The organism is Runella sp. R0.1_18, from assembly GCF_057652155.1.
This window is the reverse complement of the sequence record NZ_JBYFCK010000009.1, coordinates 150,082-162,720: the sequence shown is the minus strand read 5'-3', so window position 1 is coordinate 162,720 and position 12,639 is coordinate 150,082. Positions and strand designations below refer to the sequence as shown.

10 protein-coding genes and 1 tRNA gene are annotated in these 12,639 nt (G+C 44.7%); 6 read left to right on the top strand and 5 right to left on the bottom strand.

Features of this window, described 5'->3' with window-relative positions; all coding sequences use genetic code 11:
* Positions 1-84: 84 nt before the first annotated feature.
* The 4 genes from moaD to AC23P2_RS17180 all read right to left on the bottom strand — a co-directional run bounded on the left by moaD (position 85) and on the right by AC23P2_RS17180 (position 3,768).
* Positions 85-327, bottom strand: a complete 243-nt coding sequence (gene moaD / locus AC23P2_RS17195) for a molybdopterin converting factor subunit 1 (RefSeq protein ID WP_028526154.1) — start codon at positions 325-327, stop codon at positions 85-87.
* A 15-nt stretch (positions 328-342) separates the two neighbouring features.
* On the bottom strand, positions 343-1,494 hold the full coding sequence (locus AC23P2_RS17190) for a vWA domain-containing protein (protein WP_487774339.1): 1,152 nt from the start codon (positions 1,492-1,494) through the stop codon (positions 343-345).
* A complete protein-coding gene (locus tag AC23P2_RS17185) occupies positions 1,484-3,052 on the bottom strand; it encodes an McrB family protein (protein WP_487774338.1) in 1,569 nt (522 codons plus the stop codon). Before AC23P2_RS17185 ends, AC23P2_RS17190 begins: the two co-directional genes overlap by 11 nt.
* A gap of 368 nt (positions 3,053-3,420) precedes the next feature.
* Positions 3,421-3,768 (bottom strand): hypothetical protein, encoded by a 348-nt coding sequence (locus tag AC23P2_RS17180; protein ID WP_487774337.1) that lies wholly within the window; start codon positions 3,766-3,768, stop codon positions 3,421-3,423.
* On the opposite strand from AC23P2_RS17180, the gene AC23P2_RS17175 reads away from it, so the two are divergent.
* Entirely contained in the window at positions 3,760-4,227 is a 468-nt protein-coding gene (locus AC23P2_RS17175; protein ID WP_487774336.1) for a hypothetical protein, read from the top strand. The genes AC23P2_RS17180 and AC23P2_RS17175 overlap by 9 nt on opposite strands.
* A gap of 40 nt (positions 4,228-4,267) precedes the next feature.
* Here AC23P2_RS17175 and AC23P2_RS17170 read toward each other — a convergent pair.
* Positions 4,268-4,354: transfer RNA gene (locus tag AC23P2_RS17170), tRNA-Leu, on the bottom strand.
* A gap of 162 nt (positions 4,355-4,516) precedes the next feature.
* Between AC23P2_RS17170 and AC23P2_RS17165 the strand changes: the two genes are divergently transcribed.
* The 5 genes from AC23P2_RS17165 to AC23P2_RS17145 all read left to right on the top strand — a co-directional run bounded on the left by AC23P2_RS17165 (position 4,517) and on the right by AC23P2_RS17145 (position 12,543).
* Entirely contained in the window at positions 4,517-5,542 is a 1,026-nt protein-coding gene (locus AC23P2_RS17165) for a S66 peptidase family protein (RefSeq protein WP_487774335.1), read from the top strand.
* Between the two features lie 111 nt (positions 5,543-5,653).
* On the top strand, positions 5,654-6,202 hold the full coding sequence (locus AC23P2_RS17160; RefSeq protein ID WP_487774334.1) for an RNA polymerase sigma factor: 549 nt from the start codon (positions 5,654-5,656) through the stop codon (positions 6,200-6,202).
* A 101-nt stretch (positions 6,203-6,303) separates the two neighbouring features.
* Positions 6,304-7,386 carry a FecR family protein gene (locus AC23P2_RS17155; protein ID WP_487774333.1) on the top strand — a complete coding sequence of 361 codons (1,083 nt, stop codon included), beginning with the start codon at positions 6,304-6,306 and terminating at the stop codon, positions 7,384-7,386.
* Positions 7,387-7,582: 196 nt separating this feature from the next.
* Positions 7,583-11,032 carry a TonB-dependent receptor gene (locus tag AC23P2_RS17150; protein WP_487774332.1) on the top strand — a complete coding sequence of 1,150 codons (3,450 nt, stop codon included), beginning with the start codon at positions 7,583-7,585 and terminating at the stop codon, positions 11,030-11,032.
* Between the two features lie 11 nt (positions 11,033-11,043).
* Entirely contained in the window at positions 11,044-12,543 is a 1,500-nt protein-coding gene (locus AC23P2_RS17145) for a RagB/SusD family nutrient uptake outer membrane protein (protein ID WP_487774331.1), read from the top strand.
* Positions 12,544-12,639 lie beyond the last annotated feature (96 nt).

Here is a 12,639-nt window from a genome sequence, read left to right as displayed (position 1 = left end):
TTGATTTCTAGTAAATTATATGATAAAAAAACAGGTTGTAAGCAACCAACACCACAAATTTGCACGCTAAATTCGGACTTCCTTTTAGCCTCCACTCACGGGAGGAATCAGTACAATTTCATCGTTGGAATGGAGCGGTTGGGTATCGTCGGCATAGTCGGTATTGACAGCTACGCGCAGTGAAGCCAGTTTTTGAAAATCGGGGAATTGACCCACCAAATGGCTTTTCAAATCCGCCACTGTTGCTTCCTCTGGCAGTTGCAAGGTCAGTTCGAGTTGGCCAATGATCTCCTTGGCAATCCCAAACGCTAATACAGTTATTTTCATATTCAAGTTTTATTCCTAACGTAATTGCTCAATGACTCGTTTCAAACTCTCCAAATTGTGCGCAGGGGCATGTAAATCTAAATAGGGCAAAACCGCTTTTAACGCTTTCACTTCGGGGCGAAAATCGGGCGAACCAGCCAAAGGATTTAACCAAATCACCCTCCTCGCCTTTCGCCGAATTCGCTCCATATTTTTGGCCAAATCGTCCCCGTCACCCGTATCCATGCCATCGCTGACAATTAACACAATCGTCCGTGAATTTAGCTTTCGCATCGCATATTCGTCCACAAATTGCTGCAACATGGTTCCAATATCCGTCCCACCCGACCAATTGGGAACGCGTTCCGACAGATTTTCAAGGGCTTGGGTATAGTCCATTTCCTTTAAATCCTCCGTAATTCGTACCAATTTTGTACTAAATACAAAAGTTTCGATGGACTGATACAACGTCTGAAAGGCATACATAAATTGCACCCAAAAGCGACTGTATAAATCCATTGATTTACTAACGTCGCAAAGCAACACCAAACGAATTTTATTTCGGGCGGGTTTTCGGTGAAAAAGATCGATGATTTCCTCTCCTTTTCGAAAATTATTCCGCAAGACACGCCGCAGGTCCAACTGCCCACCGTTTTTGGTAATTTCATACCGCCGACTCATGGTTTTGGCCATTCGCTGTACCATTTGGCGCACCAAACGGCGAGCTTCGTGGAGGTCTTCGTCGGTATAAGATCCAAAATCTTTCAGCGTCAGAGGTTCTCCCAAACTATACGACGCCAACTCTTCGGTTTGCGATTGTTTATTGCCGTTTAACCAATTTTTGAGTGCCTCAAAAGCAGCTTCACCATTTTGTTTCGGTTTCTTCTTTTTCTGCTCACTTTCTTGGGCCTCGTCCTTAATTTTCGAATCAACTGCCTTGGATAATTCTTTCCAATACTTCGTGTATAATTCATCAAATTCGCGTAATTGCTTTCGGTTTTGGGGAAAGACGCTCCGCATCGCCAAGTAAAATTGTTCTTCTTCTCCCAACTGAATTTCGGCCAATGCTTTTAGGGCATCGGCTTCGCGTTCAGGGCCGACGGGTAAGCCTTTTCCCCTCAAAAAGCGGCTAAACGCCACCACGTGGGCCGACAGCTCAACTTGACGCTGAATGAGGTTATCTTTCATAAATTCGGCGGAACATATCTCGGGGTAATTCATCAAAACGCCCTTCCGTGAGCATCGGATTGAGTTGATAAGTCACTACAGCATCCGCATTGTCGAGGTCTTCACCAAAAAGCTCTTGCTCCATTCGTGTACTGTACTGCATTTTCACTTGAATGAGTTTGGCATCTAGCGGCTTACCCCATGCTTCATTATCTCCCAAAACCAATTGAATTTTTCGCCAGTCGTCGTAAAAATATTCTTGCAACAGCGGAATCACCTGAAAACGAAACAGTTCACACAAGCCCTCAAAAGTTTCTACGTTCAAAAAATACGCGTGGCCGATGACGTGATCACGATCGTGCAAAAACTCTATTCGTTCGTTGAGCGTCGTCAAAAGTTTTCCCACATTGGCATTTTCAATCACCTTTTCACTGAGGGCACCCACATCGGGCAAACATTCGTTAAAATAAAAACGACGACGTAGGGCGGTGTCCAACAAAGCAATCGAACGGTCGGCGGTATTCATCGTCCCGACAATGTACAAGTTGGCAGGAACCCCAAATTTTTCTTGCGAATACGGCAACGTAAGCCAAAGCTCATCGGTCGCCCCCAGTCGTTTTGAAGGCTCAATGAGCGTAATCAATTCTCCAAGCACTTTTGAGACGTTGGCACGGTTGATTTCATCCATCACCATAAGCACGGCGGGCGCTTGAGCAAACCGTTTTTGACGGCTTGCGGCCGAGTCAGCAATACAGCCTTCAAAACTTTGATAATCAGCGGCCCTCAACGCCTCCAAACATGCTTCGTAAAAAACGCCTTTGCGAACTTTGTACGTGATTTTATCACCAATTGTTTCGGGTCGAATCCCTTCTACAAACTCCTCATAACCAAACGATTGATGAAACGTCACTATCTTGTGCGGATACGACTGACACAATCGCTGTACTTCGTAGGTTTTCCCTGTTCCAGGCGCTCCGTAATAAATGTAATTGAGGGGAATGGTGGGGCGTTCGTTTCGCTTTTGATAAATTTCCGTCGGTTCAGCAACCACTCGCCCCATTGACGTATTTTTGGCGAACAATTCCGAACGAAACGCCTCATCCTCAGCAGCTTGATAAACTGCTCGATTGTGCGACTCACGGTGATTGGTTGCAGAGGCAATTTGTTTCAAATCCTGTAACGAATCAATCCAATATTGGACAATAGAATCGTTTTGAAGCAGATGTTTGTCTTGGTACTTGATTTTCCCCAACGCATAGTCTGCACTTCCCTTTTCTTCAAATTCTACATTTTTGTGTTGAAGTGCTGGTTTTGAGAGGTATTCTTTCTTAAAAAGCAGGCTTAACGTAACATTATTTTTCTTACCGCTAATTTGTAAAGCGGTGAAATTGTTCAAATTAGCAGTGATTTTGGGAAATTTTTCGCTTACCGTAAATGCAATTTGAGGTGAGTTTTTGGGAATATCCAAACTCTGTATCATTTCATTTAATAAGTAAAAAAAAAGCCGTACCGCATCGTCTTGGTGTATGCGTTTGATTTGCTTTACGACAATTTCCCGCTCCGTTAAGGTACTTTGCATAATATCAATTGAATTCTTACCCATTTGTTTATCCAAGTTGTACCTCCATTATCTCCATTTCTATAACACATAGTACACAATAGAATAGACACCTAGAAAACATAAGATGAATCTATGTAACCTATTGTGAAAAACCTAAATATTCTATGTGTTTAAGTACCGTGTTTGGTACAACCCTTTCTCCCTGCAAATTACAAAAGTCTCGAAATTTTGTCTAATGTGATGGTTTTATGAAGCAAATGTTAAAATAAACCCTGTGTGAGTCCGTTAAGGTATGCGAACGAAAGTTCTTATGTACAATTAGTCTCAATCCCGCTTGTAAACTTACTAGCGGGATTTTTGTTTTCGTTGAGAGGGTTAACTGGTTATTAAAAATCAGCAGGAAGTAGTTCTTTTAGCAACTGATTAATCGAAGATAATGAAGTCAAATCATCTTCTTCCAATTCGGCCATATCGAGGGTAAAAATGTTTGTACCAGGGGCTCTCCAAAGTCGATCCAACAACAACGACAGGTGTTCGGAGTTGCCATCACTGTACAAAATGCAGGCATCAGCTTCAAGAGAAGCTATCCACGTTTTTCGCCATTCATCGGCTTCTTGTTCGGGCGATAAATTTTCGAGCCTAAACAGGACGAAATGGGGCAAAAGCTGCGTTAATGCCAGTAAAACGGTTTCTTTGTAAGGCGAGATTCCAATAAAATTGATGATATGACGCATAAAATACTTGTTTTCCTTGGTTTGTGGGAATTATTAAACCTTGTTTCGGTAAATGTAAAAGCGCAGACAATAAAAAAAGACCGCTTTATTGCCAATCAAGGCGTAGTGACTTGGGTCGAAACCGTTGAAATTAAAGACATGGACACTCCCATTATCGTGGAAGCCATGGCCGAATCGCTACAAAAAAAGGGATTTATTCAGTTAGAAAGTACTAGAACCAACAATGTATTAACAGGCACACTTCTTAATGCGCCGTCGCTTGGTTTGGCAAAGGCAACTTTTCGCGTAGATATTTTATACGAAAGCTACATTGTCTCAGTAACAGCCATTACATTACTGCCTTCTACGCCCATTGAAAAGCTCATTTTAACACCTCAAAAACAGTTTGTTGAGACATTCTTACCCATTATTTCAAAGCTAGATGAAGCGTTAATTCAAACGTTTAGTATTAAGTTTTAGGCAAATAAAAACCCCGATAACTGACGCTATCGGGGTTTTTTGGTGACGAAGGCGAGATTCGAACTCGCACAGGCTAACGCCCACTACCCCCTCAAAGTAGCGTGTCTACCAATTCCACCACTTCGCCGTTCCCGTTGTTTGGGGATGCAAAAGTAGTGGTCTAAAATGATAATTGCAAATAGTTTTTTCAAAGAAATTATTTTTTTCAAATCAATTTCTTTCCCTCCCCAAAAGTTGTTCAATTAAGCATAGTCGCTTATATTGGGCTAAAATGAACCTTTTTTCCTCCATGCAACGTCGTAATTTCCTCCAAACCATCGCCGCTACTCCCGCCCTAATTCCTTCTTTGTCAAACCGTAATAAACCCACACTCAAACCGCCTCGGCTCAAAGCAGGCGATACCGTGGGGCTCGTTTGTCCAGCGGCTCCCGCTTACAGCAAACAAACGGTTCAAGTCATCGTCGAGTCCATGCAAGCCTTGGGTTTTAAGGTAAAGTTTGGCAAACGAATGTGGGAAAGGTACGGTTACTTGGCAGGAAAAGATGCCGACCGAGCAGCTGACCTCAACGACATGTTTGCCGATTCATCGGTACAAGCAATTGTTTGTGTCCATGGCGGCTGGGGATGTGCCCGATTGTTGCCTTTGCTGGACTATGACACCATCAAGAAAAACCCCAAAGTGTTGTTAGGTTATTCCGATGTGACCGCCCTACTGTTGGGCATCTATAGCCAAACGGGCTTGGTTACATTTCATGGGCCAGTAGGGGCAGTTAGTTGGAACGAATTTACCGTAGGCTACCTCAAAAAAGTCCTCATAGAAGGCGAAGCTGTACGATACGAAAACCCAAAAGTAGTAGGCGATAACCTCACGCAAGTCGCCGACCGAATTGACACCATCGTTGCAGGAAAAGCAAAAGGCCGATTGTTGGGGGGAAACCTAACGGTATTAAGTCATTTGTTAGGCTCTCCGTACGTACCCGACTGGAAAGGAAGCCTATTTTTCTGCGAAGACGTGGACGAAGCCCCCTACCGCGTTGACCGAATGTTGACCCAACTCAAACTGAGTGGTATCTTCGACGAAATGAGCGGTTTTATTTTTGGAAAATGTACCGAATGTGAACCTGGCAACGGAAGCTATGGCTCACTTACGCTCGAAGACCTGTGGTCAGACCATCTCCAACCTGCTCAGAAACCTGCCTTTTCTGGGTCGATGATTGGGCACATTCGCCAAAAATTCACCATTCCCGTTGGCATTGAAGCCGAAATAGACGCCACTACGGGAGTCATTCAGTTTTTAGAAAAAGCCGTGGTTTAAAAAAACATTTTTTATGCCGACAGGTAAGTACAGGATAAGTAAACAATTGCTTTACAAAAAATTTGCTAGGCAACCCATTCTATATCAAGCTATTTTTTATAAACCAACACCTTGAGGTACGCAACCGATTCGGAGCTATGGCAAGCCTTTAAAGAAGGCGATAGAGCCGCTTTTACCCAACTTTACAACCTTCATATCGAAGATTTGTTGAGTTATGGCTACCGCGTCACGTCCGATAGGCAACTCATCAAAGACAGCATCCAAGACCTTTTTTTACACCTTTGGCGCAGTCGTCAGAACTTAGCCGATACAGATAGTATCCGATTTTACCTCTACCGCTCGCTTCGAAACAGAATTGTACGAAATAGCGAAAAAAACAACCATTCCCCCATTGATTCCGCAGGGTTATTTGAAAATATCATTGGAGAATTGTCTTTTGAGGACGATTTGATTGCCAATGAGCAACTTAGCGAACAACACCAGCGGCTCAAACGCGCCATTCACCAACTTCCTCGTCGGCAGCAAGAAATCATCCAGCTCCGCTATTACCACGATTTCGGTTTAGATGAAATCGGTGACATGATGCACATCAACCCCCAATCGGTTCGCAACCTCCTCCACCGAGCCATCACCGAACTGCGGGAATGTTTTTCGGTCTGAAACAGCGTTTTTTTGAGGTTTCAAAAAAATAAATAAAAATATTTCAAGAAAAATGAGTACAAAACTAAACTACGCCGATTTAGGGGGTGAATGAAGAACTTATGAACACATCATACGCTTCCTATACCATTGAAGATTTTATCGCTGATGACTATTTCATTCAGTCGGTAAAACACCCTACGCCAGATTCTGAAGCCTATTGGGCCAATGTAATAAAGGAATATCCCCATTTGAATGAAAATATCCACAGAGCCAAATTGGGCGTGGAACAACTTTCCGTGGCAGCAAAGCACGAAGTTCCGTTCCACGAAACCCCTGCAATATGGTCGCAAATCGCTGAGGAACTGGAAGAACCGCCAAAACGTATAGTTGAAATCGTTCTAAATTTTTGGAAACCAGCCCTTGCGGCAGCGTCTGTTATTATAGCACTTGGTTTGGGCTGGGGATGGTACAAAAATGCCCACAAAGGCAAGTATGACCAGCTCATTTCAGCGGCACAAAGTCCACTTGAAGAAGTAGTGAATACTACCTCCACAAACCTGACAGTTAATATGCCCGACGGGAGTCACGCTATTCTAAAACCTGAAAGTAAACTGAGTTATACCAAATCATTCACGGGCAATATCCGCGAAGTATATCTTTCGGGCGAAGCTTTTTTTGACGTAATCAAAAACCCCAACAAGCCCTTCTTTGTTTACGCCAATGGACTGATTACCAAAGTATTGGGCACAAGCTTTTGGGTAAAAGCCTACGAGGCTGACAAACAAGTGACCGTACTGGTAAAAACAGGCAGAGTCTCGGTTTTTGCCCAAAAAAATACCCAAAACCCTGACCCCGAAACCAATGGGCTGGTCTTAACGCCTAATCAGCAGGTAGTTTTTGGTAAAGCAGATGAGCGATTGACCCGTAAATTGATTGAAAGGCCCGTGATTTTGTTGTCGCCCCAAGAACTTAAACAATTCTCTTTTACGAATGCCTCTGTCACCGACATTTTCACGGCCCTGGAGAAAGCTTACGGCGTTGACATTGTCATTGATGAAGAATTAATGGCCAACTGTACCCTCACCACCACCTTGTCCAACGAAACCCTTTTCGAGAAACTAGATATCATTTGTGAAGCACTTGAAGCCACCTACAAAGTAGTTGATGCTCAGGTTATTATCACAAGCAAAGGCTGTAACTAAACCAACTATCCGCTCATTTCAAACCCTTATCGCATGAATATAAAACTTGACTTGGTACACTAAAAAAAGCCGATAACGATTCCAGCGTTACCGGCTTTCAAAAGCCCTTTTGATGGTCTTCCAAACCACATCCGATTCCAGCGGATGTGAAAGGGTTGTTTTTGCTTTTCCTAATCACAAAAACCTTAGTAAACTAATGAAGAAAAGATTACAAATCCAAAAAAACCTGATTCGCCTTATGAAGTTCTCGCTAATACAATGCTGCATTGCGATGATTTTTGTGGGTGTCTCGCTCGCACGAGATGTGGTAGCTCAAGAATTATTGAGCCGTAAAATCAGCATTCAAATCGACAACCAAAGCATGTCCTCGGCGCTGGTTCTGATTGAAAAACAGGCAAATGTCAAATTTACCTACCGTCCTAAAATTGTTGAATCAACACAAAAAATTTCGTTAAATGCCACCAATGAGCCCCTCGCTCAGTTGTTGGACAGGCTATTTATTCCGTACAAAATCAAGTACAAAGTCATCAGTAATCAAATCATCTTGTCGAGGTTATCGGCCTCCTCTTCCAGTGAACTCAATACACCCACCGAAGAAAAGAACTTCGAGCCAAACCCGTCGTTAGAAGCGCTTGCTGATATTTCGGTTTCAGGGACAGTCGTGGATGATAAAGGCGGGGTACTTCCTGGCGTAAATATCTTTATAAAAGGTACGCAGAAAGGCGCAACTACCGACGAAAACGGCAAGTTTTCGATTGCCGTGCCCAGTGCACAAGCCGTATTGGTATTTAGTTTTGTGGGTTACAAACCTCAAGAAGTGATTGTGGGCAACCGTTCTTCTATCAATGTCACTCTTTTGACCGATGAAAAAGCCTTGGGCGAAGTCGTGGTTGTAGGGTACGGTTCTCAACGCAAACAAGACATTACCTCGGCCATTTCGGTCATCAATATGAAAGACATCGGCGAGCAACCTGCCAACAACATGAATCAGATGATTCAGGGACGGGCAGCGGGGGTCGTTGTCAAACAAAAAAGTGGTACACCTGGCGGTGCTTTTGAAGTGCGCGTGCGGGGTATCGGATCATTGGGTGCTGGTAGCGACCCACTGTACGTTATCGACGGATTTGCGGTGGGTACGTCGGTTGGTCAAAACCTCAACCCCAACGACATTGAAAGTATTTCTATCCTAAAAGATGCTGCCTCTACCGCGATTTATGGAGCGCGTGGCTCAAACGGGGTAGTGCTTATTACCACCAAAAATGCCAAAGAAGGCAAAGTTGACGTCAATCTTTCGCTTGATTACGGCATCCAAAACGTTCCCTCAACGCGCCGCGTAAAAATGCTTAACGGGGTGGAATTTGCCCAATTTAAGAAAGAAGTCTTTGAAGACGGCATCCGCTATTTTCAGAAAAGAGAACCAACACTTGAAGAAGTTCCCATTGGTTTCCGTTATCCTGAGCAAACCCAATATTCAACCGATTGGTTTGGAGCCATCATGCACAACAACGCACCCTATACCGATGCCAACTTAACCATTTCATCGGGAAAAGGGCCGCTTCGCTCCATGCTTTCTGTAGGTTACTATAAGGAAGAAGGCACCATCATCAATACCAACTACGACCGTTTGTCATTGCGTAGTAATATTGGTGGGCAAGTCAACAAATTCCTCAACGTGGGCGTGAACGTCAACGGAAGTTATACCAAACAAAACATTGCCAATACCGACGGCCGTAGCGCATTGGTGGGAGGGGCTTTGTTGATGGACCCGCGCGAACCTATCTATAATACAGATGGCTCGCTTCGTCCGTACATTGGCGGGGTAGATGGCGTTTTTGGCTTCCCTAACCCACTGTATGTGCTGAAAAATGTGCTTCGCCGACGCAACATCGCCGACATTTTGACCAGTGCCTTTGCTGAAGTTTCAATCATGAAAAACCTCAAGTTTCGGACATCGGCCAACATAAAACTCAATTATAACACCTTTAAAGAATACGTACCTTCGACCATCGGTTTGTCGGTGGCATCGGGTACGGCGGGGGCTCCTCCGCGCATTGCAACCGCCCAGGAAGTAGTAGAACAGTTGCAAAATTTATCTTTTGATCAGCTTCTGACGTATTCACCCCAAATTGGAAACAACCAAACCCTTGAAGCCATGGCTGGTTTTACGAGCCAACGCGAAATCTTGCGCGGAACTTCGGGTAGTGCTAACACTTTTCCAGATGATTTGGTGCAGTATTTGGGCGCAGGCTCAATCCGTGCTTCTAATTCTTACGAAAATGGTTGGTCACTGCTTGCTTACTTTGCGCGGGTCAACTATGCCTTCAAAGATAAATACCTATTATCAGCCTCATTTCGTCGTGAAGGAAGCTCTCGTTTTGGTGCTCAAAACAAATACGGAGATTTCCCTGCGGCTTCGGTGGGTTGGCGCTTGAGCGAAGAATCATTTATGCCTAAATTCTCTTGGTTGAGCGACGTAAAACTACGGGCAAGCTGGGGTGTAACGGGTAATAACAACATCGGTAACTACCCAAGTTTGGCTTTCGTGGGTGCCAACAACTATATTTTAGGCAATGCCTTCGCCCCTGGTAAAGTGATTAGCTCTTTTGCTAACTCTGGCCTAAAATGGGAAAAATCAAACCAATTGGACATCGGTTTGGATGTTTCGACTTTCAACAACAAGTTACTTTTTACCTTTGAGTATTATAACAAACTCACCAACGACATGTTGTTGCCAGTGTCTATCCCAGCGGTTTCGGGCTTTACAACGAGTTTGGATAACATCGGGAAAGTGCGTAACCGTGGCGTAGAAATTGGAGTGGACTTTCGCACCAGCCTTGGCGCTGTTAATTTCCGCACCAACGGGAACATCACCTTCAACCGCAGCCAAATCTTAGCCATCAAAGGCGTCAACGACATGCTTTGGTACGGTAGCTTCTACGGCGGCTACAACGTACAAAAAGTGGGTCGCCCCATCGGGATGATTTATGGCTACAAAAAATTAGGCATTTTCAATACCCAAGCAGAAATCGACGCGTGGGCAAAACAAGACGGGGTGATTCCTGGCGGAATGAAGTTTGCCGACACCAACGGTGACGGCGTAATTACCTACGATACCCAAGACATGGTAGAAATCGGCAACCCTAACCCTGCCTTCACATGGGCATGGACAGGCGCAGCAGATTACCGCAATTTCGACTTAAACGTATTGTTTGTAGGCGCTTATGACTTTGACATTTATCGCAACATCGAGGCTTCAACAATGAACATGGACGGCGTATTCAACGTGTTGGACAAAGCCAAAGACCGTTGGCGCTCGCCATCAAACCCAGGCTCTAATCCTGACGCCAAAAACTCACAAGGAGGTACCAACTACTTCAAATGGTCACGCGAGAGTAGCGAACGCTACGTCTATGACGGAACATATACGTGGCTGAAAAGTGTCACCTTGGGTTATACGTTGCCTAAGTTTAAGTCAGTGCTAAGTGGCGCACGGGTATTTGTGACGGCCAACAACTTGCTTTTGTTCTCTAAATACCCAGGCAACAACCCCGACGCTGGGGTACGCGGTGGTACTGAGCTCAACAACGACGATGAGTCGTATCCAGTGCCAAGAACGTGGGCAGTAGGCGCTAAGTTTAACTTCTAATCTTCACGACAATGAAAAAAATAACTTCTTTCTGTATTCTCTTTCTTGGTTTGGTGCAATGGTCGTGTAAGGATGATTTCTTGGTAACCACTGACCCTACCCGTATCGGAACGGACATTTTTTACAAAACCCAACCGCAGTTTGAGCAAGCCCTCAATGGGGTTTATGGCCAATTGCAAGGCATTACTAGCACGGCGTATATTTTTCAAGAATTTACTTCCGACAACACTACACTCGATTTTAACCCCCTCGACCGTGGGGGGGCTGCGGGTTGGGAAGCGTTTGAGTTTTCGACCGTCAACCCAGGCAATGGTGAAATCGCCAACCTGTGGAATATCCACTATGCGGCCATGTATAATATCAATTATGCGTTGGAAAAGCTAGAACCTGCCACCATCGACGCCACCGCGAAAAAGGAAATAGAAGGCCAGCTCAAGTTCATCCGAGCCTTCCACTATTTTAACCTAACGCGCTATTTTGGGGATGTTATTTTGGCAACCAAAACCCTCAGCAACCCCAACGAAGCGTTTGATTTGGTTCGTACTCCCCAAGCTGAAGTGTATAAGCAAATCGAAACCGACCTTAAAGATGCGGTAAATCTTCTTCCTGTTAAATATCCTGCTACGGGCTTGGGCCGTGTGACCAAGGGCGCTGCTTTGAGTTTATTAGGCAAAGTTTATTTGACCCTCAAACGCTACCCAGAAGCGGTAAGCACCTTGAAACAAGTGCTGCCGTTGGGTTATTCACTTTATGCCAACTACAAAGACAACTTTGACCCTGCCAAGAAAAACGGCGTTGAATCGGTATTTGAAGTACAGTATCAAGGCGGCAACGACTTGGGCGAACAAAGTAACTTTGTGTATGTGTTTGCGCCACGTTTGTCGCAAGGTGCCGTGACGGGCTTTGCCAATACAGCCCCAGCAGGTCGTAATATTCCAACCAACGACATGATTGCGGCCTACGAGACGGGAGACTTACGCAAAGATATTTCGCTTCAATTGGGCTATACCCTTAGCGGAAATTTTGTCGCAATTCCATTTGTAAACAAATACCGCTACCCACACACCATTACGGGTCGTTCGGACAACAACTGGCCTGTTCTCCGCTATTCGGATGTATTGTTGATGTTGGCTGAGTCTATTAATGAAGCCACTGGCCCTGACGCCGAGTCATTGGGTTACCTCAACCAAGTGCGTAAACGGGCAGGATTGGGCGAGTTAACTGGTCTTACCAAAGACGCTTTACGGGCGGCTATTCTCAAAGAACGCCGCGTAGAGTTGGCTTTTGAAAACCATCGCTGGTTTGACCTCCAACGCACCAAAACTCCCGCCGAATTGGCCGCTTTTATGAACGCCTATGCCGCCAAAGAAAAAGCCAATCCGACCGTATCGCGTGGAGGAATTGCCTTCAATGCGTTGGATTATGTTTACAGTGACTTTGAGTATTATTTCCCGATTCCAGCTCCGCAAATTTTGATTAACAGTAAGCTGACTCAAAATCCTGGTTATTAGGCAGCAGTACGTGGTGGTGTCGGTTACTCTTAACCGACACCAGAGTTTTCAGATTTGAGAATCTGAAAACACATAGTTGACGTATCAGATTTAAGA